Source organism: Nonomuraea turcica, from assembly GCF_030718205.1.
Lineage (GTDB): Bacteria > Actinomycetota > Actinomycetes > Streptosporangiales > Streptosporangiaceae > Nonomuraea.
In genome coordinates this window covers 80,952-104,830 of sequence record NZ_JAUZQF010000006.1, presented here as the reverse complement: position 1 = coordinate 104,830, position 23,879 = coordinate 80,952, and the positions used below count along the sequence as shown (strand labels likewise).

General features: G+C 66.8%; 25 protein-coding genes, 1 tRNA gene and 1 pseudogene. 22 read left to right on the top strand and 5 right to left on the bottom strand.

The features are described 5' to 3' along the window. Positions 1 to 55 precede the first annotated feature (55 nt). From Q9G87_RS17220 to lepB, 12 genes are all read left to right on the top strand, one after another. Positions 56 to 1,228, top strand: a complete 1,173-nt coding sequence (locus Q9G87_RS17220) for a DNA polymerase III subunit delta' (protein ID WP_305917378.1) — start codon at positions 56 to 58, stop codon at positions 1,226 to 1,228. Positions 1,229 to 1,309: 81 nt separating this feature from the next. Beyond that, positions 1,310 to 1,879 (top strand): SigE family RNA polymerase sigma factor, encoded by a 570-nt coding sequence (locus Q9G87_RS17215; RefSeq protein WP_305917377.1) that lies wholly within the window; start codon positions 1,310 to 1,312, stop codon positions 1,877 to 1,879. Next, positions 1,876 to 2,919, top strand: a complete 1,044-nt coding sequence (locus tag Q9G87_RS17210) for a permease-like cell division protein FtsX (RefSeq protein ID WP_305917376.1) — start codon at positions 1,876 to 1,878, stop codon at positions 2,917 to 2,919. Before Q9G87_RS17215 ends, Q9G87_RS17210 begins: the two co-directional genes overlap by 4 nt. Positions 2,920 to 3,041: 122 nt before the next feature. Further along, positions 3,042 to 3,863 (top strand): PSP1 domain-containing protein, encoded by an 822-nt coding sequence (locus Q9G87_RS17205; RefSeq protein ID WP_371825794.1) that lies wholly within the window; start codon positions 3,042 to 3,044, stop codon positions 3,861 to 3,863. 46 nt (positions 3,864 to 3,909) lie between these two features. After that, a complete protein-coding gene (locus Q9G87_RS17200) occupies positions 3,910 to 4,041 on the top strand; it encodes a hypothetical protein (protein ID WP_305917375.1) in 132 nt (43 codons plus the stop codon). 119 nt (positions 4,042 to 4,160) lie between these two features. After that, positions 4,161 to 4,237, top strand: a tRNA-Thr gene (locus Q9G87_RS17195). A 3-nt stretch (positions 4,238 to 4,240) separates the two neighbouring features. Then, positions 4,241 to 5,119 carry a DNA methyltransferase gene (locus tag Q9G87_RS17190; protein WP_305917374.1) on the top strand — a complete coding sequence of 293 codons (879 nt, stop codon included), beginning with the start codon at positions 4,241 to 4,243 and terminating at the stop codon, positions 5,117 to 5,119. Beyond that, positions 5,116 to 5,436 (top strand): hypothetical protein, encoded by a 321-nt coding sequence (locus Q9G87_RS17185; protein ID WP_305917373.1) that lies wholly within the window; start codon positions 5,116 to 5,118, stop codon positions 5,434 to 5,436. The genes Q9G87_RS17190 and Q9G87_RS17185 overlap by 4 nt, the downstream gene beginning before the upstream one ends. Before the next feature lie 23 nt (positions 5,437 to 5,459). After that, entirely contained in the window at positions 5,460 to 5,978 is a 519-nt protein-coding gene (locus tag Q9G87_RS17180; protein WP_305917372.1) for a MauE/DoxX family redox-associated membrane protein, read from the top strand. Continuing rightward, a complete protein-coding gene (locus Q9G87_RS17175) occupies positions 5,978 to 6,496 on the top strand; it encodes a TlpA family protein disulfide reductase (protein WP_305917371.1) in 519 nt (172 codons plus the stop codon). Before Q9G87_RS17180 ends, Q9G87_RS17175 begins: the two co-directional genes overlap by 1 nt. Further along, complete coding sequence (locus Q9G87_RS17170; RefSeq protein ID WP_305917370.1) at positions 6,493 to 8,304, top strand: ABC transporter ATP-binding protein; 1,812 nt, start codon at positions 6,493 to 6,495, stop codon at positions 8,302 to 8,304. The genes Q9G87_RS17175 and Q9G87_RS17170 overlap by 4 nt, the downstream gene beginning before the upstream one ends. A gap of 5 nt (positions 8,305 to 8,309) precedes the next feature. After that, positions 8,310 to 8,744, top strand: coding sequence for a signal peptidase I (gene lepB / locus Q9G87_RS17165; protein ID WP_305917369.1), 435 nt, complete (start codon positions 8,310 to 8,312; stop codon positions 8,742 to 8,744). A gap of 642 nt (positions 8,745 to 9,386) precedes the next feature. On the opposite strand, the gene Q9G87_RS17160 is transcribed toward lepB, so the two are convergent. The 3 genes and pseudogenes from Q9G87_RS17160 to Q9G87_RS17150 form a co-directional block, all read right to left on the bottom strand. Further along, entirely contained in the window at positions 9,387 to 9,998 is a 612-nt protein-coding gene (locus tag Q9G87_RS17160; RefSeq protein ID WP_305917368.1) for a hypothetical protein, read from the bottom strand. Positions 9,999 to 10,036: 38 nt separating this feature from the next. Beyond that, a complete protein-coding gene (locus Q9G87_RS17155; protein ID WP_305917367.1) occupies positions 10,037 to 10,288 on the bottom strand; it encodes a hypothetical protein in 252 nt (83 codons plus the stop codon). Between the two features lie 281 nt (positions 10,289 to 10,569). Continuing rightward, positions 10,570 to 10,797 (bottom strand): annotated as a pseudogene (locus tag Q9G87_RS17150) (tyrosine-type recombinase/integrase); the annotation flags it as partial. Positions 10,798 to 11,161: 364 nt separating this feature from the next. On the opposite strand from Q9G87_RS17150, the gene Q9G87_RS17145 reads away from it, so the two are divergent. Beyond that, entirely contained in the window at positions 11,162 to 11,569 is a 408-nt protein-coding gene (locus Q9G87_RS17145) for a hypothetical protein (protein ID WP_305917366.1), read from the top strand. Between the two features lie 205 nt (positions 11,570 to 11,774). Here Q9G87_RS17145 and Q9G87_RS17140 read toward each other — a convergent pair whose 3' ends face one another. After that, complete coding sequence (locus tag Q9G87_RS17140) at positions 11,775 to 13,025, bottom strand: ATP-binding protein (RefSeq protein ID WP_305917365.1); 1,251 nt, start codon at positions 13,023 to 13,025, stop codon at positions 11,775 to 11,777. Between the two features lie 224 nt (positions 13,026 to 13,249). Here Q9G87_RS17140 and Q9G87_RS17135 point away from each other — a divergent pair, with 224 nt between their 5' ends. Both Q9G87_RS17135 and Q9G87_RS17130 read left to right on the top strand, forming a co-directional pair. Continuing rightward, positions 13,250 to 13,912 carry a class I SAM-dependent methyltransferase gene (locus tag Q9G87_RS17135; RefSeq protein ID WP_305917364.1) on the top strand — a complete coding sequence of 221 codons (663 nt, stop codon included), beginning with the start codon at positions 13,250 to 13,252 and terminating at the stop codon, positions 13,910 to 13,912. Between the two features lie 43 nt (positions 13,913 to 13,955). Continuing rightward, positions 13,956 to 14,414 (top strand): DUF4326 domain-containing protein, encoded by a 459-nt coding sequence (locus tag Q9G87_RS17130; protein WP_371825793.1) that lies wholly within the window; start codon positions 13,956 to 13,958, stop codon positions 14,412 to 14,414. Between the two features lies 1 nt (position 14,415). Here the strand turns inward: Q9G87_RS17130 and Q9G87_RS17125 are convergent, their stop codons facing one another. After that, the gene (locus Q9G87_RS17125; RefSeq protein ID WP_305917362.1) at positions 14,416 to 15,315 is read right to left on the bottom strand and encodes an LLM class flavin-dependent oxidoreductase; all 900 of its coding nucleotides are present in this window, start codon (positions 15,313 to 15,315) and stop codon (positions 14,416 to 14,418) included. Between the two features lie 110 nt (positions 15,316 to 15,425). On the opposite strand from Q9G87_RS17125, the gene Q9G87_RS17120 reads away from it, so the two are divergent. The 7 genes from Q9G87_RS17120 (at position 15,426) to Q9G87_RS17090 (ending at position 23,877) form a co-directional block, all read left to right on the top strand. Continuing rightward, positions 15,426 to 15,965, top strand: a complete 540-nt coding sequence (locus Q9G87_RS17120; protein WP_305917361.1) for a DUF305 domain-containing protein — start codon at positions 15,426 to 15,428, stop codon at positions 15,963 to 15,965. A gap of 64 nt (positions 15,966 to 16,029) precedes the next feature. Beyond that, complete coding sequence (locus tag Q9G87_RS17115; RefSeq protein ID WP_305917360.1) at positions 16,030 to 16,728, top strand: FadR/GntR family transcriptional regulator; 699 nt, start codon at positions 16,030 to 16,032, stop codon at positions 16,726 to 16,728. A 20-nt stretch (positions 16,729 to 16,748) separates the two neighbouring features. Further along, positions 16,749 to 17,999, top strand: a complete 1,251-nt coding sequence (locus Q9G87_RS17110) for an ABC transporter substrate-binding protein (RefSeq protein WP_305917359.1) — start codon at positions 16,749 to 16,751, stop codon at positions 17,997 to 17,999. Between the two features lie 14 nt (positions 18,000 to 18,013). After that, positions 18,014 to 18,841, top strand: a complete 828-nt coding sequence (locus tag Q9G87_RS17105; RefSeq protein ID WP_305917358.1) for a carbohydrate ABC transporter permease — start codon at positions 18,014 to 18,016, stop codon at positions 18,839 to 18,841. After that, the gene (locus Q9G87_RS17100; RefSeq protein ID WP_305917357.1) at positions 18,838 to 19,647 is read left to right on the top strand and encodes a carbohydrate ABC transporter permease; all 810 of its coding nucleotides are present in this window, start codon (positions 18,838 to 18,840) and stop codon (positions 19,645 to 19,647) included. The genes Q9G87_RS17105 and Q9G87_RS17100 overlap by 4 nt, the downstream gene beginning before the upstream one ends. Then, a complete protein-coding gene (locus tag Q9G87_RS17095; protein ID WP_305917356.1) occupies positions 19,647 to 22,658 on the top strand; it encodes a glycoside hydrolase family 38 N-terminal domain-containing protein in 3,012 nt (1,003 codons plus the stop codon). Before Q9G87_RS17100 ends, Q9G87_RS17095 begins: the two co-directional genes overlap by 1 nt. Next, on the top strand, positions 22,645 to 23,877 hold the full coding sequence (locus tag Q9G87_RS17090; RefSeq protein WP_305917355.1) for an enolase C-terminal domain-like protein: 1,233 nt from the start codon (positions 22,645 to 22,647) through the stop codon (positions 23,875 to 23,877). The genes Q9G87_RS17095 and Q9G87_RS17090 overlap by 14 nt, the downstream gene beginning before the upstream one ends. Positions 23,878 to 23,879: the final 2 nt, after the last annotated feature.

Here is a 23,879-nt window from a genome sequence, read left to right as displayed (position 1 = left end):
GCCCTCACCCCCGTTGTTGCGCCCACGTGGGGTGGCGGGCAATTACCCTTAGCGCGTGACCGTTTTCGATGACCTCGTGGGGCAGGACAAGGCGGTGGCCGTGCTGTCGCGGGCCGCGGCGGCGGCCGGAGAGGTCGTCGGCGGCGGGCGCGGCACGGGTATGACGCATGCCTGGCTGTTCACCGGCCCGCCCGGCTCCGGACGCCAGGACGCCGCCCGTGCCTTCGCCGCGGCGCTGCTGTGCCCTGACGGCGGCTGTGGCCACTGCGACCAGTGCCACCAGGTGCTGATCGGCTCTCACCCCGACCTGGAGTCCGTACGCCCCGAGGGCCTGTCCTACAGCGTCAAGCAGACCCGTGAGCTCATCCTGCGTGCCGCCGGGGCGCCGAGGCAGGGGCGGTGGCGGGTCATCCTGTTCGAGGACGCCGACCGGGCCACGGAGTCGGCCGCGAACGCCCTGCTCAAGGCCATCGAAGAGCCTCCGCCCCGCACGGTGTGGTTGTTGTGCGCGCCTGCCCCCGACGATCTGATGATCACCATCAGGTCGCGCTGCCGGCTGGTCACCCTGACCACACCCAGCGCGGACGCGGTCGCCCACGTGCTCGCGACGCGTGACAGCGTGCCGTGGGAGACGGCCGCCTTCGCCGCCAGGGCCGCTCAGGGCCACATCAGCAGGGCACGGGCGCTGGCGCTCGACGAGGGGACCAGGCAGCGGCGCGAGGCCGTGCTGAGCATTCCACACTCGCTCACGGGGGTGGGGGAGTGCGTGTCCGCCGCCGAGCGTCTGGTGAAGACGGCAGAGGAGGAGGCGGCTGCGGCCACGGCCGCACTCAACGAGAATGAGACCGCCGAGCTGCGCAAACTCTACGGCGAGGGCTCCACGGGCAAGGGGCTCAACCGAGGGCTGGTGCGGGGCGGGGCCGGGGCGCTGAAGGAGCTGGAGGACCGGCAGAAGTCACGGGCCACGCGGATCAAGCGGGACTCGCTGGACTCGGCGTTGCTCGAGCTGGTGTCGTTCTACCGCGACGTGCTGGCCATGCAGTTCGGGGCGGCGGTGGAGCTGGCGAACGACGACATCCGGTTCGATCTCGATCAACTGGCCAAGCGGTCGACGCCCGAGGAAACAATGCGGCGGATCGATGCGATCATGCAGTGCAGGGAACGGCTCGGGGCCAATGTCAACCCGCAGATCGCGGTCGAGGCGATGATGCTGGCGCTGCGCGGCTGAGGCTTTCCTGGTGTAGCCCGGCGGTCATGATCATGGCGCGCGGCGTGCGCTCCTGGCGCGGGATAGGCGGAAGATAACCGGGTGACCGGAGCAGCAGACGAGGCCTCCGGGCGTCTCTGTTACGTGGAAGCCGAACTGCTCACCCAAGAAGAGGCCCTGGCGCGGCAGCGGGTCGACGTTGCGTCGATCTTCGCCGAGCATCACGTGGGCCTCGTGCGGCTGGCCCTCATCATGGTCGGTGACCAGGCGAGCGCCGAGGACGTCGTGCAGGAGGCGTTCGCCCGCACTCATGCCGGCCGAGGCAGGCTGCGGGACGTCGACAAGGCCCTGGTTTATGTGCGCTCCGCGGTGCTCAACGGGTGCCGGTCGATCCTGCGAAGACGGGCGGTGGTGTTCCGGCGGGCGGTGCCCTACGAGCCACCCGTCTGGTCGGCGGAGAGCGCCGCGCTCATGGGCGAGGAGCGGCGCGAGGTCCTGCTCGCCCTGAGAGAGCTGCCGCGCAGGCAGCGCGAGGCGCTGACGCTGCGCTACTACCTCGACCTGTCCGACCAGGAGATCGCCGAGACCATGGGGATCAGCGCGAGCACGGCCAGGTCCACGATCGCGCGAGGGCTGGCCGCCCTCGGCCGAGCACTCAAGGAGGGATCATGAACAGCCCGGTCGAAGACAGACTGCGTGAGGCGCTCGCCGAGGCGGGGGCGGCGATCGACCCCAGCACTCTCAGGCCGCTGCGGGCACCGGAGCGGCGGCGGCTCCGGATGGATTTCCGGCTGGTGGCCGTGGCGGTGGCCGTAGTGCTCGCGGGGGTGGCGACCGCCGCGGGGTTGGGCGGTCTCGAAGGCGAGGACCAGGTGGTGGCGACGAACCCGGAGGAGGCGGATATGGCCGTCTTCTTGTGCACGAAGTCAGCGCGGAAGGAGCCGCTGTGCCGGGGGCGCGACGCGAGCCTGGAGGAGGTGCGCGCGGTCGAGCGGGCGGTGAAGGGGCTGACGCAGGTCGAAGCGGTGTTCTTCGTGGACCAGGCGAGCGCCTACGACAGCTTCCGGGTCAGCTTCGCGGACAACAAGGCGCTGCTTGACTCGATCAAGGTCACCGACATGCCGATGTCGTTCCGGCTGGAGATCAAGGAGGGGGCTGATCGGCGCGAGGTGCAGCAGGCGCTGCGAGGACTGCCCGGGATACGGAGTGTCGTGGACCGGAAAGCCGCCTCTGCCGAGGCGTCGGCCGAGCGGCTGTCGGAGCCGCGGCTCAGCGTGTTTCTCTGCGGCAAGGGGTCCACCCTGCCGGCGTGCGCTGCCGAGCGCGAGTCCCGGGGCAAGGACAAACTCTCTGCCAAGCGGGGCAGGGAGGCGACGAACGCCCAGAAAACGGCCATCAGGAAGCTGATCGAGGCCATGCCTGAGGTCCACTCGTACGTCTTTGAGGACAAGAAAGCGGCGTATGAGAACTTCATACGCGCGTACAACAGCAACAAGGCGCTGGTCGAGGCAACCCGCGTGGAGGACATGCCCGAATCCTTCCGGTTGGTGCTGAAGCCGAACACCGACTGGGCCGAGACGGTCGCCACGCTGAAGCGCCAACCAGGGGTGGCCTCGGCCAACTACATCCCCTGCCTGGCCGTGCAGGCCACGCTGGAGATCGACTACGGCTTGTTCCTGCGTGACAGCAAGGTGTGCCCGATCAGCAAGTGATCCGGCGAACATCCATCTCCGCACCCCTGACCTTCCGCGTACGGACCCACGTAGTGTGGCAACGAAGGCCGCAAGAACCCCCGAGGCCGTCAGGAGGCGAGCTCGAGCCCATGGGAATGATCATGGCCGTGAGCTTCACCCGTTATGGGAGGCTCTACTACCTCGATCCCGGCGGGCACAGCCCGAAGGTGGGCGACAAGGTGCTCGTGCCGACCGACTCGGGTCCGGAGGTGGCGGAGTGCGTGTGGGCGCCGCAATACTCGAGTGAGGACATCGACGGGCTGCCGGTGTGCGCGGGGCCGGCAGGTGAGGAGCATCTGGCCCGCGACGAGTCCAACAAGCGCCGCCGGGCCGAGGCGCGTAGCGTGTCCAAGCGCCTGATCAAGCGGCACTCGCTGCCGATGAAGGTGGTCGGGGTCGACTATCTGGACCAGGACAACGTCTACACGGTCTATTTCTCGGCCCCGCACCGGGTGGACTTCCGCGCCCTGGTCCGAGATCTGGCCCGCAACCTGCGTGCCCGGGTCGAGTTGCGCCAGATCGGCCCGAGGGACGAGGCACGCCTGCAGGGCGGCATCGGCCCGTGTGGCCGTGACCTCTGCTGTGCCACGTTCTTGAAGGACTTCGAGCCGGTGTCCGTACGCATGGCCAAGGACCAGGATCTGCCGGTCAATCCGCTGCGGATCGCGGGCGCGTGCGGGCGGCTCATGTGCTGCCTCAAGTACGAGCATCCGCTGTATCAGGAGTTCCGGGCTTCGGCGCCCCGGGTGGGGGCCAGTGTGGAGACCCCGCAGGGGGCGGGGACGGTCGTGGGGCACAATGTGCCGTCCGACTCCGTGGTGGTGCGGCTCAACGATGGAGGGCGGCGGTGTGCGTGCTCCAAAGCAAGCGTGTGCTCGCCGCGTCAACAACACGACGCCATGTACGGCGACGGACCGTCATAGCCAGGGACCCGGTGGCGGGTGCCCTGGGGGCATCAGCGTCGCCTCGATGTCAGCGGCGATGCTGGCACCCTTCCTGCGCGGCATCCGTCCCGTCCCGCAGACCGTACCTGGGCTGATCGAAGACGAGCAGCCGGACATCGCAGTCCAGACAGTACTCACGGAGGGCGCGGGCCGGTGAACTCCGGGAGGCAGGTTGCTGGGAAGGGCTGGGGGCGGGGTGATCTGTCCGGGCATCGGGTGATCGGTGGGAGCGAGAACCCCTCTGGCTCCTGTAGACTCTTCCAAGCCAAACGGCGCGCCGCCTTAGCTCAGTCGGCCAGAGCACTTCACTCGTAATGAAGGGGTCTGGGGTTCGAATCCCCAAGGCGGCTCCAGGTTTGACCAGGAAAAACGCCCGGTCCGAGATCAACTCGGGCCGGGCATTCTTCATCGAATGCGATGAGAGTGCGATCGATCTTGGATTTTCAGGCCTCAGACGTCACCAGATCGACCACGTCCGCGTCGGCGGAGAACGGCGGGATCGGGTCCCGCTTCCCCTCCCGGAACGGCTTCAAAAGATCGGCGAGCGCCTGCTCCCACACCTGTTGAAGATCCTTCCTGAGCTGGGTCCGCCACTCCTTCGCGATGTGCGTGTACCGGCGCCCGCCGACCTGCTGCGCTACCGCGGCTGGGAGGGCAAGCAGACCGAAAACCGGTGGTCACACTGGGTCTGGCGGCAGTACGCGTCCGCGTTCTGGGACGACATCCGGCTCGACCGGGTGCTGCCGTACAGGCAGGCACGCGACGAGGAGGACGAGAAGCACGTCCACCCGCTGCAGCTCGACGTCATCGACCGGTGCCTCGCCCTGTGGTCCAACCCGGCAGAGCGTGTGTTCACCCCGTTCGCCGGGGTCGGGTCTGAGCTGTACAGCGCCGTCCGGGCCGGACGGTACGCGGTCGGTGTCGAACTGAAGCCGTCCTACTACCGGCAGGCGCTGAAAAACCTCGCCGCCGCCGAGCAGGAGCGCGACGACGAGATGCCGACGCTCGGCGGCGGCGAGATCTCGTCAGGAATGGGCCCAGTCCTGATAGTGCAAGTAGTTGATCAAGTAGAGACGAACAAGCCCCTCCATGCGGGGAGGGCGAAGGCGGTGAAGTCGCCGGCGAGGGCCCCTGCCCGACCTGCCATCAGACGCTCAAACGATTACACCGCAAGCACTACGAGAGCCCTCGACATACCCCGGACATACCGCGGCTTGCTATACCTGGCGGCATGAGGAGCAAACGCCTACTCACCCACGCTATCGGGATCCTCACGACCGCGGTCAGGGCCTTGACGATCTTGCCCTCGGCACCGGCCAATGCGGCCTACGTCTACAAGTACGGCAAGCGTGGGGTGTTCAAGTCAGGAGTCCGCGGATTCCTGATGCTCAGCCACTGCCACCCGCCAGGAACAGAGACCCACGATCATCGTCTGAACGCCCCACACGGCAGCCAGGCCGACCACGACAAATACCGATCCAAGAGTCACGACATCAAGTCACAACCAGCCCATGCCGCCCACCGCGCCACCGGCGCGCTAGTGCCGGGCTAATGGCCGGAAGCGCATCTGGGGTCATGGTTCACGTGCTGGTGGCGAGTCAAGTCCTGCTCACCACGGTCTTCGTTGTCTCCGCGTACTCGAAGCTGCGCAGCCGTGCAGCACTACAGTCTTTCGCCGCCACCCTGCGATTGCTGCCCGGCCCGGCCCGGTTCCCGGCTGCCACGGCAACGGTGGCCATGGAACTTGTCGCTGCGGCCACCTTGATCGTGCTTCCACATGCGGGGCTGGCCGCCGGCGGGATGCTGTTGATCGCGTTCTCGACGTGGATCGCCGCTTCTCTTCGCTGGGGGCAGCGCGAGCCATGCCAGTGCTTCGGCGCGTCCGCGACCCCGCTCGGCCCGGTGCATCTGGTCCGCAACGGGCTTCTACTGCTCGTTGTCGCGCTGGGTTCGGTGGCGCTGATGTTTCCCGGCGGCCCGGTAACCGCGGTCGGCCTCGCCCTGGCAGTACCGGTTGGGCTGGTCGGCGCCATCCTCTTGATCGTCTTCGACGATATCGCCGATTTGTTCATGGAAGTCTCGGGGAGTGCGTAATGCCGTATCTGATTGTTGCCGTCGTCTTGGTCGGCGTGCTGTGCCTGCTGAATCTCCTGCTGACGGTCGGAGTGATCCGCCGGCTGCGAAAGCAGGCCGCGTCAGCGGCATCCTTGCCACCCATGGAGGAAGGGCTCGCCATCGGGGAGAAGATCCCGGAGTTCGCCGCCACCACCACCGATGGCGAGCCGATCTCCGATGAGCTGATCGAAGGGCCCGCCCTGATCGGCTTCTTCTCCCCGTCCTGCCAGCCCTGCAGTGAACTGATGCCGCGCTTCATCGACCATGCCCGCCGAACCCCGGCTGCCGTGCTCGCCGTCGTCGTCACCGACAGCGACAAGGAGGCCGTCACCGACGTCGAACGCCTCGCTGAGGTGGCACGTGTCGTGGTCGAGGCGCCTCATGCCGCCATTCAGAGCGCCTTCCAGGTCGCCGGCTATCCGACCGTCTTCGAAATCGGTGCGGACGGCAGGGTCACCGACAACAATCCCGTGTTGCCCGCCACGGTCAGCGCATGATCGGAACGGCGAAGGCCGCCGCGGGGGTCGCCCTGCGAGCAGCCCCGGGATTGATGGCGGTCTATGTCCTGATAATGATCGCTGAGGCGATCGGGCCGATCGTCGTGGCGTGGCTGACCAAACTGGTGGTCGACTCCCTGGCAGGACAGGGATCTGCGGCCGAGCTGAGCACCCTCGCGGTGGGGCTGGCCGCCGCGGGCATCTTGATGACGGTGCTGCCCCAGCTCATGCAGTACCTCAACAGCGAGATGGGCAGGTTGATCACCGCCCAGACCACTACACAGCTGTTCTCCGCGACGCTCCGGTTCGCCGGGTTGCGACGGTTCGAGGACCCCAACTTCCACGACCAGCTGCGATTGGCGAAGACCAGCCTGTCAACGGGACAGGAAGTCGTCACCGGATGCCTGGGGGTTGTGAGCGCGGTGATCACGATGGCCGGAATGGTCGGCTCCCTGCTCATGGTCAGTCCGGTCCTCACGGGGATCGTCCTGGCAACCGGGGTTCCCGCGCTGTTGGCTCAGTTGCGGCTGTCGCATCGTCGCGCCGCGATGATCTGGGACATCGGCCCGGCCGAACGACGCCAAATGTTCTACGGCGATCTGCTCACCACGATTGCGGCGGCGAAGGAGATCCGTCTATTCAACAGCGGCCGTTTCCTGCGAGGCCGGATGATGACCGAGTTACGCACGTCCAACGCCGCACGCCGCCGGATGGACATCAAGGAACTGTCCGTTGAGGGCCTGCTGACGCTGCTGGGCGCCGTGGTAGCGGGCGGCGGGCTGATCTGGGCCGTCATCTCCGCCGGCTCTGGCGCGTTGAGCATTGGCGACGTGTCTCTGCTGATCGCCGCCATCGGCGCGGTCCAGGCCGCCCTCAACGGGCTGATCATCGGTATTGCCGCTCTCCACCAGGATCTGCTCATGTTCGGCCATTACGTGGCCGTGGCCTCGGCCGAACCCGACCTCCCCATTCCCGCCGAGCCCGCGCCACTGCCCCGGCTGAGCCACGGCATCCAGCTGACCAACGTGTGGTTCCGCTACAGCGAGGATCACCCTTGGATCCTGCGCGGCCTGAACCTGTTCGTCCCGGCCGCCGCGTCGGTCGCCATCGTCGGCCTGAACGGGGCCGGCAAGTCCACTCTCGTCAAGCTCCTGTGCCGGTTCTACGACCCGCAGCACGGAAGCATCACGTGGGATGGCGTCGACATCCGTGACGTGCACCCCGATGATCTGCGGCACCGCATCAGCGGAGTGTTCCAGGACCATATGGCCTACGACATGTCCGCAGCCGACAACGTCTCCATCGGCTTCGTCCCCGCCCGTGAGGACGAAACCCGAATCCGTGGGGCCGCTCACGAAGCCGGGATCGACGACAAGCTTTCCTCCCTTCCTCGCGGGTACGACACCCTGCTCACGCGGACGTTCTTCAGCGAGGACGACAAGGACGACCCCGACGCGGGTGTCGTGCTCAGCGGCGGGCAATGGCAGCGTACGGCCCTGGCCCGCGCGATGTTCCGCGGCCACCGCGACCTCGTGATCCTCGACGAGCCCTCCGCCGGGCTGGACCCTGAGGCCGAGGCCGACGTGCACATTCGGACCCGACGCCGCCGCCACGGCGCCACCAGCCTGCTCATCTCTCACCGGCTCAACACCGTGCGCGACGCCGACCTCATCATCGTTCTGGAGGACGGCGCCATCCGGGAAGCCGGAAAGCATGACGCCCTCATGGCCGCCCGCGGCCCCTACGCACGGCTCTTCAACCTCCAGGCGACCGGGTACCGCGAGCCGGAAGAGGCGGTGGCCCCGTGAGGTGGGTGCTCCTCCTCGTGAGCTGCGCGTTGGCCTTGTTGATCGTACGGCTGCGCGCGACGTATTCCGTGATCCGGGTCGATGGCGACAGCATGGCCCCCACATTGACCGACGGAGATCGGCTACTTGTCCAGCGCGTGGCCGCATCGGCTCTCCGATGCGGTCAGATCGCGGTGGTCCGCGCTCCTCAATTCGTCGGTGGGACCTTCCTCATCAAGCGGATCGCCGGATTGCCGGGCGACCCTGTTCCGCCCTCGGTGGCCCCGGTGGTGGCCGAAGGTCGTATCCCCGTCGGCAATGTCGTCCTGCTCAGCGACAACAGCGAGGACGGCTTCGACTCGCGAGACCACGGTTACTTTCCTATCGCTGACGTTCACGCCGTCACTCGCCGAAGGTTGTCCCCTGGATCTGCAGGCCTGTCAGTAAAGGAGACGGCATAGATCAACTGACCAAGTTCTGAGACCGTAAACGAAGAAATGGATGAAGAGCGTGAAGAAGATCATAACCGGACTCGCGGACCGTGCCGTGGCCTTGGTCCTTCCCGAGGACTCTGCCGGCGCCGTCATCAAGTGCTACAACAAACCCATCAACGGCTATTGGTGGGGGCGGTGCTATTACAACCCCGCCTGCAGCAGCAGGTCAATGAAGGACAAGTACGCGTGCAACTGGGGGCCAGGAAGCACCTATGGGGTGCGGACCACTCTCGAGCGCAGGTGTTGCTAGCCGCGTAGCGACCACTCCGGGGCCGGACAGTTGCCGTAACGGGAAATGTCCGGCCCCCTGTGCGTCCAGACCTGAGATGGCCTGCTGCCGAGGGTGGAGCGGGCGCTCGGCGGCGAGCATCCTGACACCTTGCTCACCCGGGCAAGCTTCGCCCGCTGGACCGTATGAGGATCAGTTCGCGTTCCTGTCGGGCATTCGCCGGCTGCGCCCGGCCGAGGTGGACGCGCTGGTGAAGCGGTTCGGTCAGATCGACGCTGGCCCCTCAGCGACGGGCAGGATGCCGACCAACGCCTCAGATCCCATACCCCGACATCGCCATCCACAGGATCGGCGTCACAGGGAAGTCAGCTTCAACGCGGCTACCTGCTGGCTCGACGCAACCTCAGCGCGAAGTACACCCGTGCCAGCGTGCTGCAAACAGCAACGCTCCAGCCGACGATCGCGGACAAGTCGATCTCGTCATTCAGGTCGTCAAACGCCGCCACCAGCATGCCTGAACTGAGAAACGCCGCAAGGAAAACCAGCGGGCTGAGCAGGAGACGGCGCGCAGCTGAACGCCGGCGTTGCGGGGTGCGCGTGCTGAGCCCCTCACCGGCTTCGGTCTCAGGCTCGACCGCACTGGAGGGCACAGTCGACGTCCTGGACTGCCTGCGCCTGTCGACCAGCGTGAGAACGAAACCGGCGATGCCCGCGAGGCAGTACGAGCGCAAGAACTGACGGCCGGGGTCCCCCGCGGCTCTGCAGTCCCGGCACAGCGCCGCCTGCCGCAAAGAAGCTCGTGCAGCACCAGAGTGCAGCAACTGCATCGGCCACCGGTGACCTTTGCTGATCTCAATGCCCAGCGTGACCGCCACACCGACCTCTAATGACCTCCATGCCACGAGCTCGTAATGAAGGGGTCTGGGGTTCGAATCCCCAAGGCGGCTCCAGTTCAGAGGCCCTTCCGGATGATCCGGGAGGGCCTTTTTCATGGTCGTACAGCAGTTTTGTACAGCAACGAGGCCATGCTCTACTCGGAGAGATCCCCGCCTTCCTGGCCCGACGGGTCCATGGAGAGCAGATCCTCATGCAAGGCCTGCAGCGACCTGCCGGTGAGTTCGCCCGCTGGCGTGGTTTCCATCAGGCGCCATCCGGGAGTGTCGGGTGCTCCGTGGTCGTAGCCGTGCGCTGTGATGCTGTAGAGCAGGGCGAAGGCCGTCTCGTAGGCAACGGATCGAGCAATCCGTACGAGATCGGTGTGATCGGCCCCGGCTGCGAGCAATCGGTCAGCAGCAGGGATGCCCTCCAGAGCACCGGGGTCCGCCCAGCCGTTGATCAGTGTTGGCCAGATGTGGCGTAGCGCGAGAAAGCGAGCAAGCTAGGGGATGTTCTCGGACACCTCAGAGACAGCCCAACTGTCAGGATCGCCAGCGCCTATGGCCGCGAAGCGCTCCCGCAAAGCAGCGATTTGGGCGCGTTCCTCTTGATTCACTTGTCCATCTCAGCACGGACCAATAAAGAAGCTCTCCAGGTTCCCGGAGAGCCTTCTGGCGATGGGTGGGGTTATGGACCGGCCGTCGGGTTTTCGAGATTGGAGTTGAGCCGGTCGAGCGCTTTGCGGGTCTCCGGGCTGGCGATTTGCGTGTACACGTTCATCGTGACCGAGATCTGCGAATGCCGCAGTATGCGCATCGCCACACGAGGGTGGACGTCCAAGGCGGCGAGCAGCGAGGCGCACGTGTGGCGTGTGTCGTGGACGCGGATGCGCGGGACCCTGGCGGCTTTACCGCGCCGCTCGACGTGTTCGTTGACGGGCGGGCCTCGCCGATGGTCCTACAGCGCGCCAGCCGGCCCCCGGTGCCGCTCGCGGCAGAGGAGTAAGTCGCAAGGGATCGTCGATCACATCGCAGGCTGTATGGCGAGTGTTACAGAGCGCTGATTTGTTACCCTCGCCCGGGCCTATCCCTCCGGATGTCCGGGCGAGGGTGGGTCTTGAGGTCACTCGGCATGAACCTGCGTCCAGTGCGATGGAGTCCCTTCGAACATCACATCGTTGCAGTCGCAATTACCGCAGCCGGGGATCATTCGCTGCTTCCTCCTCGCCTAGCGTGATTGGGCCTTCCACCCACAGTGACATGCCCATACGCTGACGTGCATGGTGGAGTTCCGTATCCCCGCGGCCGACCTGCGTCTCGGCGACGAGATCGAGATGTACGAAGAGGACCCCATTAATCCGCTGTACCGAGAACCAGGCGACCCCGGCGAGTATTGGCAAGTCGCCGAGCTGTTCGACAAGGGCATGCAGCCCTACCTCGACGAGAGCGACAAGCCGGTCGAATATCGGACTATCGGTGCCGTCCTGGTAAGAAAGCTCACCCAGGTGGATCTAGGGCTGAATGACGTGGCGTGGCGGGCCATGCTGATTCAGATGGGTCTCTCCCTCGGCTCCAAGCACGTCACCATGACGAAGAGGGCGGGTTTCTTCGGGCACCACATTGTCAGGGTGCGTCGGCCGGATCCGACGCCAGAGTCCGAGGCGCTCCGCAAGCAGCTGGCCGACTGAGCCATAGGATCACGCAGACCAACCCCTCGCGTCACACGAGGGGTTGGCACGCTATCGGCGGCCGAACCGTCTCCTGATCTCACCCCGTACACGCTGGACTGGTGGGACGTCGATCCCACGCGGCACCTCTTCGCGTGGAACGACGAGGAAAAGGTTGAGGTGATGAGCACCATCACGTCGCTGGTGCCACCCCGCCGGGCTAGCATCAGGTATCCCCCCGGGTCGTCCACAGTGCGGAGACGGGCAGGCAGGTGAGGCCTTCGCCGAAGCTCAACGACTCCGAACCGCAGTAAAGGACGAAGCCCGCCCGCATTCGGTCCCCCAGGCGACTCTGGAGCAACCTCAGACCTCGGAAGTCGTCGCGTCGGACCGTCTCTGCCGCCTTTACCTCGATGCCGATGATCTCGCCGGCGTTGTTCTCCAAGATCGCGTCCACCTCGTATTGGTCGCGGTCACGGTAATGGTAGAGGCGGGCCGAGGTCATACTCCAGGTGAGCTGTTTGGCGATCTCGCTAAGCACGAAGTTCTCCAGCAGGCCACCGATGCGGCTGTCGCTGACGGTCCCGTTGGTGAGATACGCGGCCAGGCCGGAGTCCACGAAGATCGCTTTGGGAGTCGCCACGGCTCGTGTCGTGGCGTTCGACGACCATGCGGGAATGGACCGGATCAGGAAGATCGTTTCCAGGATGTCGACGTACCGGCGTACGGTCGGATTCGGTACTCCTAGCTCGCTTGCGAGACGGCTGATATTGAGCAGGCCACCGGTCTGCGCAGCGAGCAGGGACATGAGTTTGCGCATATCGGCCGTACGCTCGATCTCTGCGATCTGCTTCACGTCGCGGACGATCAAGTCTGCGATGTAGCCCTCGAAGAAGCGCTCGCGCCGTCGGGGTGAGGTCCGTTTCACCGCCTCCGGATATCCGCCTCGGGTTGTCAGGGCCACATAGCCCTTGCGCCTCAGTCCAAGGTCATGCGCGCGCAGATCTGAGCCCAACGCGAATGCGGCATCGACGAAACCGTCTTCATGGCCGTCGATCTCACCCTGGGAGAGAGGCCAGAGTTCGATGGTTTCAGACCTTCCTGGCAACGCGTCCGGAAGGCTTCTCAACGCGAGTAGCCGGGCGGAACCGGTGAGCAGGAAGCGGCCAGGGCGCGGATCACGGTCCACTACGTGCTTCATCGCCAGCCAGAGATCTGGTACTCGCTGGATCTCATCGATGAGCATGAGGCTGTCATGCCGGATGAAGCGCACCGGGTCTGCCTGTGCCGCCGTTCGGGTGAGCGGCTCGTCGAGGAAGCGAGCGACACCACCAGGGACCTGTCGCAACACCCTTTCCGCGAGGGTGCTCTTGCCTACTTGGCGCGCTCCGTTGATGACGACGATCCGCGTGTCTTCCAACGCGTCATAGACCAGTGAAGCCGCACGTCGGGGTAGGTAGTCGATTGCTTCCCGCACAGTGGAAGATTAGCATCGATGTTAAATCTGCCGACGGTCGTACGTTAAATCTGCCGAAGATCCAGTGTTCAATCTGCCGAAGATCGTCTCAGGGCTCGCAAAGCGGCGGGGGATCCGGGCGTTCTGTGGCCTCGTTCCGCACCGTGGCGGCTGGCCGATCCCCTTCCGTAGTGCTTAGCGGCGACGGCTGTTGTCGAAGATCTCCTGTGGGGCATCATGGCGCGATGGACGTGCGCTATGACGATGTGACCGGTCTCCTCCGAACGGCGTACGACGGTGGTGCCGAACGGCGTGACCTCAGCGGCAAGGCCCTATGGAAGCTGGCGGAGCGGCAGGCGTTCCTGAGTCGGCTCAAGGATCACGGGTGCAGGCGACTGTTGGAGGTCGGCGCCGGGACGGGTCAGGACAGTGCGTACTTTCAGGAGAACGGATTGGACGTCGTGGCCGTCGATCTGTCGCCGGCCATGCTGGCTCTCTGCCGGGAGAAGGGCATCGAAGCCCATGTCATGGACTTTCTGAGTCTCGATTTCGTACCTGGGTCGTTCGACGCGGTGTATGCGTTGAACTGCTTGCTGCATGTGCCCAACAGTGATCTTCCGGCGGTCATAGATGCGATCGGTACGGTGATGCGGCCCGGTGGTCTGTTCTTTCTCGGTGTGTACGGCGGCGGCAGTCTGACGGGGGAGGGCACGTTCGAAGAGGATGATCATGATCCTCCTCGGTTCTTCTCGTTCCGTAGCGATGAGCAGCTTCAGGAGTATGCGCGCAAGATTTTCGAGATCGTGGACTTTCACGTCGTGGGGCATGACGAACGACGGTTCCAGTCGCTGACGTTGCGGCGCCCTGGAGGTGGCACCCAGCCGCGGCACCCAATGCCGGCGGCGTAGCACCACGAGGGGCGCGATCAGGAGCGTGGCGCCGACCGCACCGATGACGACGTTCGCAGCTCGCGATGTGATCATGGCAAGCCAGACGGTTCATGAGGATGCCTGTGCGTGCTGGGGAAGGAATCTGGGTTGGCGTACCGGGCTCGTTACGACGTGGGGAGGGTGTCGCATGCCACGCCGGGTCAAGGTCGAAGGCGACAGGTATCACGGACGCGTGCCGAAGGGGGCGGTGTATGTCGGCCGGGCGGCGCCCGGTCTGAAGGCGAGTCCGTACAGCAGCCCGCACGCCGTGGGGCAGCGGGGATGTCGGGTTTGCGGTGGGCGGGTCCACGAGCGGGGTGAGGTGATCGAGCTGTACCACGATCATCTGCGGCAACATCCTGAGCTGGTTGAGCAGGCTCGTCGGGAGCTCGCCGGCAAGGATCTCGCCTGCTGGTGTCCGTGCGATCAGGAGTGTCATGCGGACGTGTTGCTCGCTGTTGTCGGTGGTCAGGAGCCTTGAGCTAGCGCAGGAGGTTGCGGACCTTGGCCAGCAGGTCGACCTGGGTTCGCCAGTCGCCGCCGGCGATTCCGACGATCGCGTGGGCGGCCCCGGCGTCGCGGTAGGCGGACAGTTTTTCGGCGGCCTCCTTCGGGTGGCCGGTGAGGGGGATGTCGATGACCTCGTCCAGGGGGCGGCCGTAGGCGGAGGTGATTCCGGAGGCTATCTCCCGGCGGGAAGGCGCGCCGGTGCCGAGGGCCGAGGTGGCGCCGATGGCGATGACGGGTGTGGGGCGGTCGTGTTCGGCGGCCAGCTCGAAGAGTCTCTTCCTGCCTTCGGCGACCTCCGCGGGGGAGATCAGGGAGGGGAACCAGCCGTCGCCGAGACGGGCCGCGCGGCGGATGGCCGCGGCGGAGGCGTTGCCGATCCAGACGGGCGGCATGGGCGCGGGCGGGGTCAGCTCGACGGAGGGCTCGCCGGGTTCGTCGTGGAGCTGGGTCCGCTCGCCGGCCAGGAGCCGGGGGAGAAGGGTCAACGCGGTGTCGGTACGGCGGCCGCGTTCGGCGTAGGGCACGCCGGCCGCGGCCCACTGGGCGGGGCCGCCGCCGGAGCCGATGCCGAGGATGAGGCGGTTGCCGGAAACGTGCTGCAGGGTTGCGATCTGTTTGGCCGCCCAGGCGATGGGGCGGAGGGCGGGGATGAACACGCTGGTGCCGATCCTGATCCGGGTGGTGGCGGCAGCGGCGGTGGCCAGTGCGATCGGGGCGTCCAAGGTCGGGGCGCCGATGGCCAGGTGGTCGCCGTGCCACACGCCGTCCAGTCCGGCGTCCTCGGCGTGTCTGGCCGCCTCACGCAGGTCGATGCGGTCGCGCTGCTGTACGGCGATTCCCGGCAGAATGACGCCGATCTCGAAGCTTTCCATGGGTATACGGTGCAACCTCGAGTTAAGTTGATGTCAATGGAAGGGAGGGCTTGCGCCGAGGACCGAAATCGCTTAGGAAGGTTTCCTATTAATAAATGAGGTGAGGCGGGGTGCGGGCGAAGGTTGTCGCGACGGTGGCCCTGTCGGGGCTCCTGCTGATCATCATCGGTTGTGGGGTGGCCGAACCCGCCGAAGCGCCGGTCAACGCCGACGATGTGATGTTCGTGCAGATGATGGTGCAGCATCACCGGCAGGGCATCGAGATCGCGAAGGGTGGCACCGCACGTGCCGTCAAGCAAGAGATCAAGACGCTCACCGCGGCCATTGAGAGCACGCAGCAGAACGAGGTCGAGATGATGTTGCGTTGGCTGCACTCCTGGGATCAGCCCCTCACCGCCCCGTCGACAGGGCACGAGCGCCACGGCGGCATGCCGGAGACCGACGTCAAGCAGATCCAGGCGCTGAAGACGTCCAAGTCCTTCGAGCGGGACCTGCTCAACCTGCTGATCGCCCACCAGGACGACGCCGTGCAGATGGCCGGCATGGAGGTCTACAACGGGGCCAACCCGGCGGTCAAGGAATGGGCGAAGCAGGTGCAGGCCTCCAGGAAAGGCCAGATCGACATGATGACGGAGTGGCTCAAGCGCTGACGCGTGGCGGAGCGAGGGGGCGACCCGTAGACGCCAATGGCATTAAGTGATTAGATCACTTGATATGTCCGAGGTGACGCGTCCCACGCTTTCCGACGCTCTGACCGAGCGCATGCTGGAGCTCATCCGTACCGGAGGGCACCGGCCGGGGGACAGGCTGCCCTCGACCAGGGAGCTCTCGCAGCGCTTCGCCGTCACCACCCCGACGTTGCGCGAGGCGCTGCGCAGGCTCGAGGCCACCGGGGCCATCGAGATGCGGCACGGCTCCGGCATCTACGTCGGAGCCGACATCGAGCGGCTGGTTCTGCCCAATCCCAACATGCGCGAGATCCACGCCGCCCGGCTGCTGGAGCTGCTGGGCGCGCGCATCCTGATCGAGCCGCCGCTGGCGGCGCTGGCCGCCGAGCACGCGGGTCGTGAGGAGCTGGCCGCACTCAAGCAGGCGCTCGATGAGGCAGGCAGGCACCTGCGCGGCGAGGACGCCGAGCTGCACGACGCGAACATGACCTTCCACCGGGCGACCGCACGGCTGGCGGGCAACAGCGTGCTGCACGAGGTCGTCGACTCGCTGCTCACCGTCCACGGGCCTGAGCAGCGGGAGATCCTGCAGATCTTCGACGACCGGCGCCGCGACTACGAGGAGCACCTGGCCATCCTGGAGGCCATCGAAGCACGCGACGCGGCCGCGGCCGAAGAGCGGATGCGGGCCCACCTGGTGGACGTGAAGACCGTTATAGAGCACCGGTTGCAACCCCCCAAGTAGAGAACCAAGGAGGCCGGCCCATGTACCGGTCACGCATGGCCACGCTCGGCGTGGCGGCGCTCGTCCTGACCGCGTGCGGCGGCGGCAATGCCGCGGCGCCGCAGAAGAAGACCGAATTAACGCTGTACAACGACAAAGGCGCCTGGACGAAGTACTTCGACGGGATGGGCGCGCTGTCCAAGCAGAGCATCGGCCTGGGCATGAAGCCGACGGGATACACGGACTCGGCGCAGTACCAGGCGTTCATCAAGGCGTCGTTCCGCACGAACGTCAAGCCCGATCTGTTCACCTGGCAGACCGGGGGGATGCTGGAGGAGATCGTCAAGCAGAAGCAGGTGGCCGACACCACGGCCGTCTGGCAGGAGGCGATCAAGGCCGGCGACCTGTCGCAGGACCTCGCCCCCTACTACACGATCGGCGGCAAGCAGTACTGCGTGCCGATGAACGTCGCCTATTGGGGCATGTTCTACAACAAGAAGATCTTCGACAAGTACGATCTGCAGCCGCCGCAGACGTGGGACGACCTCATCAAGACCGCGGACACCCTGAAGCAGAACGGGGTCAAGGCGTTCTACCACACCAGCGTGTTGTTCTCGTTCGTCTGGTTCGAGCAGCTCATGGCTGGCACCGACCCGGACCTGTACGACCGCCTGTCCACCGGCAAGGCCAAGTACACCGACCCGGGCGTGGTCCAGGTGATGGAGCGGTGGAAGCAGCTCATTGACGCCGGATATTTCATCAATCCGGGCGATAAAACCGACCCCGGCGATGTGCTCAAGAACGGCAAGGCCGCGATGGTGTCCTTCGGGACCTGGTTCAACACGAGCATGACCCAGCGCGACATGAAGCCGGGCACCGACTACGGCTTCTTCGCCATCCCCAACGTCAACGCCTCCCTCCCCAAGACCTCGATGATCTTCGAGAGCGGCCCGCTCTGCTCGCTGGCCAAGGCCGCCGACCCCGACGCGAGCATGAAGTACCTCAAGTGGTGGACGACCGCCGAAGCCCAGGAGAAGTGGGCCACCAGCCGGGGCGACGTGAGCGCCAATCCCAAGGTCACCATCAAGGACGAGGCACTCGGCGCCGTCACCAAGGACGCAGGCAGCGGCAAGTACCGGCTGGTCAACCGCTACTTCGAGGCCACCCCGCCCCCCATCCTGACGGCCGCGCTGGACGGGTTCAGCAAGTTCGTCACCGAGCCCGGCACCTACAAGGAGGTGCTGGAGACCATTCAGAAGGCCGCCGACGAGTACTGGAGCACGCATCAGTGACAGCCCGCGCGCCTATGCTGGGGCGGTTACGGCACGGGTATGTGGCGCCGGCGGCCATCCTGGTCGCGGTGCTGCTCTACGCGCCGTTCGTGTGGACCGCCTACCTGAGCCTCACCCGCTACGACGGGCTGGAGCCGCCCGCCTGGACCGGCCTCGCCAACTTCGGCAAGTTACTCGAGGACCCGGCGCTGCTGACCTCGACCCGCAACACGCTCATCTGGGTGGCCGGCACGATGGTGCTGCCGGTCGGGCTGGGGCTGCTGGTCGCGGTCCTGTCGTACGACATCAAGGGCGGCGCGTGGTACCGCGTGCCGTTCATGTTGCCGTACGCGCTGAGCGGCGCGGGCCTGGCCATGGTGTGGAGCCCGATCCTGTCGCATGACGGGATCGCCAACCTGCTGCTCGGCGTGGACACCGCGTTCCTGCAGGAAGCGCCGCACAACACCCTCGCGATGCTGCTGGTGTGGACCTGGCAGCAGCTGGGCGTCAACACGTTGTTGTTCGTCGTGGGCCTGCAGTCCATCCCCAAGGAGCCGATCGAGGCGGCGCGGCTGGACGGGGCGTCGGGGTGGCGGCTGTTCAGGCACGTGATCTGGCCGCTGATGAGGCCGCTGACGGCGGTCGTGGTGGGGCTGGCGCTGGTGGCCAGCCTGAAGACGTTCGACATCGTGTGGGTGCTGACGCAGGGCGGCCCGGGGCGCAACTCCGAGACGCTGGCCGTCACCATGTACAAGGAGACGTTCGTGGCCAGCGAATATGGCTATGGCTCGGCCGTGGCGGTGCTGCTCACCGTGGTCACGGGGCTTGCGTCCTACCTCTACCTGAGGAGGCAGGTCCGATGATCCGCAGGGCCGTGCTGATCGTGCTCGGGCTGATCTGGCTCGGGCCGACGTATCTGCTGCTGGTCAACGCCTCGCGGCCGGCGACGTCGTACGATCCCGCCCGCGCCTGGGTGCCCTCCGGCGACTTCTCGCTGCTGGAGAACTTCGGCCAGGCCATCGAGGGCGCCAACCTGGGCGGAAGCCTGGCCAGCAGCGCGCTCTACAGCATCGTCTCGCCGCTGCTCGGTGTGATCATCGGGGCGCTCGCCGGGTACACCATCGTGGTGCTGAGGCTGCGCCATGGGTTCTGGTGGTTCCTGCTGATCTTCGGCGGCACAATCTTCCCCTCGCAGATGTTGCTCGTGCCGCTGTTCGTCAGCTACAGCGACGCCGGCCTGTACGACACCCACCTCGGCCTGATCCTCATCTACACGGCGATCAACGTGCCGCTGGGCGCCTTCGTGCTGCGGAACTTCTACTCTGGCATCGCGTTTTCGATCTTCGAGGCGGCCCGCATGGACGGCGCCTCGACCTGGCGCATCTTCTGGCGCATTTACCTGCCGATGTCGCTGAGCGCGCTGATGGCCGTGTTCATCCTCGAGTTCACCTTCATCTGGAACGACCTCGTCTTCGGCCTCACCCTGAGCCAGACGGAGAACGTACGACCGGTGATGACCGCCATCGCCGGGCTCATGACCGACGTCTACGCCGGCACCCCGGTGCCCGTCGGCCTGGCTGCGGGGCTGGTGGTCTCGCTGCCGACCGTCGTGTTGTTCCTCGCCACCCAACGCCTCTTCGCCCGAGGCCTGTCTCTAGGGAGTGTGTGATGACCAGCCGGTTGCTCCAGCGGAGCCTGGGTAGCCCCGACTACGACGGGATCAGGCAGGCGCTGCGGGACGACACCTCGACGCCCGTCATCAGCGTGCGCGGGCTCGAGGTACGGGTGGCCGTGTTGCCGCTGTTCACCCACGACGGCCGGCAGGCGGTCAGGGTGTCGAGCACCGAGCCGCTCACGCACGTGCTGGTGGGGGTGGACAGCGCGTCGGGCAGGGACGTGACGTTGCTGGTGCCGGAGGTGGACGCGCCGCGGGTGCTCACGCTGGAGAGCCGCGACGACGCCGGCGTGGTCGGCAGCGCCCGGATCACGGTGACCCCGCAGCGTAAGTGGAGCGTGTACGTCGTGCACCACTCGCACCTGGACATCGGCTACACCGACCCGCAGGGCACCGTGCTGCGCCACCACCTGGACTATCTCGACGCCGCGCTCAGGCTGGCGGAGGAGACCGCGTCCTGGCCGGACGACGCCAAGTTCCGGTGGACGGTCGAGTCGTCGATGCCGGCGGTGAAGTGGCTGGCCGCCCGCCCGGCCGAGATGGTCGAGTCGTTCGTGCGACGCGGCCGCGAGGGGGTCATCGAGGTAACCGCGCTGCCGTTCCAGCTGCACACGGAGGCGTGCTCGACCGAGGAACTGCACCGGCAGCTCCGCTTCACCCGGCGGTTCGGGTTCCCGGTCACCTCCGCCATGCACACCGACGTTCCCGGCGCGGTCGTCGGGCTGGTGGACGCGCTCAGCCAGGCCGGGGTGCGGTACCTGGCGGCGGCGCACAACTGGGCCGGGCGTTCCGTGCCTTACCTGCACGGCGGCGACAAGCTGACCAGGCCGTTCCGGTGGCGGGCGCCGAGTGGGAACGAGCTGATCGTGTGGTTCACCGACACGCCGCACGGGATGGCGTACATGGAGGGCAACACGGTCGGGCTGACCGACTCTTACGAGCTGGCCGGCGACCTGCTGCCGCGGTATCTGTCGGCGCTGGCGACCCGCGGTTACCCGTACGGGCCTGGCACGTTCGGGTGGCAGGGGCCCGACGCGCCGCGGGAGCCGTACGAGCTGGATGTGCTGCACCTGCGGGTGCAGGGCGCGCACGCCGACAACGCGGGACCGTCGATCGTGCCCGCGTCGATCGCCCGCAGATGGAATGAGGAATGGGCCTACCCGCGCCTGCGCTCGGCGGTCAACAGCGACTTCTTCCAGCATGTCGAGGAGCGTTACCTCGACCGGCTCGCGGTGCACAAGGGCGACTGGACCGACTGGTGGGCCGACGGGCTCGGCTCGGGCGCGCGTCCTCTGGGCTACGTCCGCCGCGCCCAGTCCGCGCTGCGCGTCGCCGAGACGCTGCACACGCTGGCCGGGGCCGATGCCACCGAGGAGATCGACGCCGCCTACGACAAGGTCGCGCTGTTCAACGAGCACACTTGGGGCGCGGCCAACCCGTGGGAGGACGCCGAGGAGGCCGGGGATTCCGGCGGTCTGCAGTGGACCCGGAAGTCCTCCGGGGCCTACCAGGCGCAGGACGACGCGGCCGACCTGCTACACGCGGCCGTCAGACGGTTCGCGGCGGCGTTGTCGGAGGCGGGGACCGAAGGCGGACCCCTGGCCTCCTTCGCCGTCTTCAATCCTGCGACCCGGGCGCGGACCGACGTCGTGCGGACGTTTCTGCCGCGTGACGTGGTGGGCGTGGAGGTGCCGATCGCGCTGGTGGACGCGCGGACCGGGGAGACGGTCCCGCATCACGAGGAGTTCGTGGACCCGGACGACTGGCCGACCCGGCCGATCGGGCGGCACGTGCACGCGGTCGTGCCCGACGTTCCCGGGTACGGCTACGTGCGGCTGGACGTCGTCCCCGGCGAGGCCCAGGCCCCCGAGCCGGTCGACCTGGGTGACAGCCCAGCGATCGAGAACGAGTTCTACCGCGTGGCCTACGACGTGCGCGAAGGCTACATCAGCTCGATCTTCGACAAGCGGGCGGGCCGCGAGCTGGTCAACGGGGACGCCGCCGCCGGGTTCGGCCAGTACGTGTACGACCAGTACGCTACCGCCCCGCATTTCAACCATTTGTCGGGACATGTGGGGGCGCATGATCGTACGCTCCTCGGTGATCGGGCCATCGGCCGGCACGCCACGATCACCAAGTGTCAGCGCACGGCCATCGGCGAGAAGCTGGTCGTGGAGCTGCACGGCAAGGGCGTGGACTGGATCCGGACCACGATCGAGCTGCACTACGGCGTGCCCAGGCTGGACCTCACCTACCAGCTCGCCAAGCAGGGCACCCCGGCCAAGGAGGCGGTGTTCCTGGCCTTCCCGTTCGCGGCCGGAGCGGCCACCGCCTGGGAGCTGACCGGCGGCGTCGGCGGGCCCGACGTGCCCCGCGTGCCGGGCTCGGCCGAGTACATGTTGCCGATCAGGCACTGGATCGCCTTCGAGGACCCTGAGCTGACCATCGCCTGGGCCACGCTGGAGGCGCCGCTGGTGCAGCTGGGCACCATCCACATGCCGTACGCGCCGTTCCCGCCGACCCTCGATCATGAGGACGGCACGGTCTACTCGTGGGCGCTCAACAACATCTGGGACACCAATTTCCCGGCGCAGCAGCAGGGCGAGACCACCTTCAGATACACGGTGACCTCGAGCCTGAATGTCGCCGGGTCCGCGACGAGCCTGAATGTCGCCGGGTCCGCGACGAGCCTGAATGTCGCCGGGTCCGCGACGGAAGCCGGAGCCCGGGGCCGCCGGCTGGGCGCGGCGGCGGCCGCCGGGCTGATCGAGCCGTTCGTCGGCGCGCTGATCACCGACAGCCCGGCAGCCACCGAGACGTACGCCTCGGTGGACCATCCGGATGTGCTTATCACCTCGATCGGGAAGGACAGTGTCAGGCTCCAGTCGCTGGCCGCCGAGCCGGTCGAGGCGACCATCACCATGCCAGGTCGTGAGCCGGTCGAGGTACGGCTGCCCGCCTGCGGGGTCGCCGTCATTGGGGGACGCACTCATGAAGATCGTTGACATCCGGGCCACGACGGTCGCGGTCCCGCTGGAGGCGCCGCTGCGGCACAGCAACGGCGCGCACTGGGGGCGGTTCGTCCGGACGATCGTCGAGGTCGAGGCCGACAACGGGCTCGTCGGCCTCGGCGAGATGGGCGGCGGCGGGGAGAGCGCCGAGGCCGCCTTCCGCGCGCTGGTGCCGTACCTGAAGGACCACGACCCCTTCCAGCTGGAGGCGCTGCGCTTCAAGATCGCCAACCCCACGGCCTCGCTCTACAACAACCGGACGCAACTGCTGGCCGCCATCGAGTTCGCCTGCATCGACCTCATCGGCCAGCAGCTCGGGGTGCCCGCCTGCGACCTGCTCGGCGGCCGGCTCCGCGACGCGGTGCCGTTCTCCTCCTACCTGTTCTTCCGGTACGCCGCCGCCGGCTACGGCGAGATCCGCACGCCCGAGCAGCTCGTCGAGCACACCGCGCAGCTCAAGGCGGCGCACGGGTTCACCGTGCACAAGCTCAAGGGCGGCGTGTTCCCACCGGACTACGAGTTGGAGTGTTACCGGGCGCTGGCCGAGGCGTTTCCCCGGGACCGGCTCAGGTACGATCCGAACGCCGTGTTGTCGGTGGCCGAGGGCCTGCGGTTCGGCCGGGCCATCGAGGACCTGAACAACGACTACCTGGAGGACCCGGTCTGGGGGCTCGAAGGGCTCAGGGCCGTGCGCGAGCAGGTCAAGGTGCCGCTGGCGACGAACACCGTGGTCGTCAACTTCGAGCAGCTCGCCTCCAACGTGCTGCGCAGGGCGGCCGATGTGGTGCTGCTCGACACGACGTTCTGGGGCGGGATCAGGCCGTGTGTGAAGGCGGCGGGCGTGTGCGAGACGTTCCAGCTCGGCGTGGCCGTGCACTCGTCGGGGGAGCTCGGGATCCAGCTTGCGACCATGCTGCACCTCGGGGCCGTGTTGCCGAACCTCACCTACGCCGCCGACGCCCACTATCACCAGTTGCGTGACGACGTGATCGAGGGCGGCAAGCTGGCCTACGTGGACGGGGCCATCGCCGTGCCGTCGGCGCCCGGGCTGGGGGTGCGGCTGGACCGGGACCGGGTCGCCCGCTATGCCGAGCTCTACAAGGAAAGGGGCGGGTATCCGTACGATCGCGACCCTGGGCGGCCCGGCTGGTACGCCACGGTCCCGAACGAACGTTTCGCCGATCCCACCGTGTCCCTGGAAATCGCCCCATAATT

Coding starts and splice junctions, on each gene's coding strand:
- Q9G87_RS17210 (WP_305917376.1), top strand. CDS start 1,876: ATGAACAGCCCGGTCGAAGACAGACTGCGTGAGGCGCTCGCCGAGGCG.
- Q9G87_RS17205 (WP_371825794.1), top strand. CDS start 3,042: ATGGCCGTGAGCTTCACCCGTTATGGGAGGCTCTACTACCTCGATCCC.
- Q9G87_RS17200 (WP_305917375.1), top strand. CDS start 3,910: ATGTCAGCGGCGATGCTGGCACCCTTCCTGCGCGGCATCCGTCCCGTC.
- Q9G87_RS17185 (WP_305917373.1), top strand. CDS start 5,116: ATGAGGAGCAAACGCCTACTCACCCACGCTATCGGGATCCTCACGACC.
- Q9G87_RS17180 (WP_305917372.1), top strand. CDS start 5,460: ATGGTTCACGTGCTGGTGGCGAGTCAAGTCCTGCTCACCACGGTCTTC.
- Q9G87_RS17175 (WP_305917371.1), top strand. CDS start 5,978: ATGCCGTATCTGATTGTTGCCGTCGTCTTGGTCGGCGTGCTGTGCCTG.
- Q9G87_RS17170 (WP_305917370.1), top strand. CDS start 6,493: ATGATCGGAACGGCGAAGGCCGCCGCGGGGGTCGCCCTGCGAGCAGCC.
- Q9G87_RS17160 (WP_305917368.1), bottom strand. CDS start 9,998: ATGAAAAAGGCCCTCCCGGATCATCCGGAAGGGCCTCTGAACTGGAGC.
- Q9G87_RS17145 (WP_305917366.1), top strand. CDS start 11,162: ATGGTGGAGTTCCGTATCCCCGCGGCCGACCTGCGTCTCGGCGACGAG.
- Q9G87_RS17135 (WP_305917364.1), top strand. CDS start 13,250: ATGGACGTGCGCTATGACGATGTGACCGGTCTCCTCCGAACGGCGTAC.
- Q9G87_RS17130 (WP_371825793.1), top strand. CDS start 13,956: ATGACGACGTTCGCAGCTCGCGATGTGATCATGGCAAGCCAGACGGTT.
- Q9G87_RS17125 (WP_305917362.1), bottom strand. CDS start 15,315: ATGGAAAGCTTCGAGATCGGCGTCATTCTGCCGGGAATCGCCGTACAG.
- Q9G87_RS17115 (WP_305917360.1), top strand. CDS start 16,030: ATGTCCGAGGTGACGCGTCCCACGCTTTCCGACGCTCTGACCGAGCGC.
- Q9G87_RS17110 (WP_305917359.1), top strand. CDS start 16,749: ATGTACCGGTCACGCATGGCCACGCTCGGCGTGGCGGCGCTCGTCCTG.
- Q9G87_RS17105 (WP_305917358.1), top strand. CDS start 18,014: ATGCTGGGGCGGTTACGGCACGGGTATGTGGCGCCGGCGGCCATCCTG.
- Q9G87_RS17100 (WP_305917357.1), top strand. CDS start 18,838: ATGATCCGCAGGGCCGTGCTGATCGTGCTCGGGCTGATCTGGCTCGGG.
- Q9G87_RS17095 (WP_305917356.1), top strand. CDS start 19,647: ATGACCAGCCGGTTGCTCCAGCGGAGCCTGGGTAGCCCCGACTACGAC.
- Q9G87_RS17090 (WP_305917355.1), top strand. CDS start 22,645: ATGAAGATCGTTGACATCCGGGCCACGACGGTCGCGGTCCCGCTGGAG.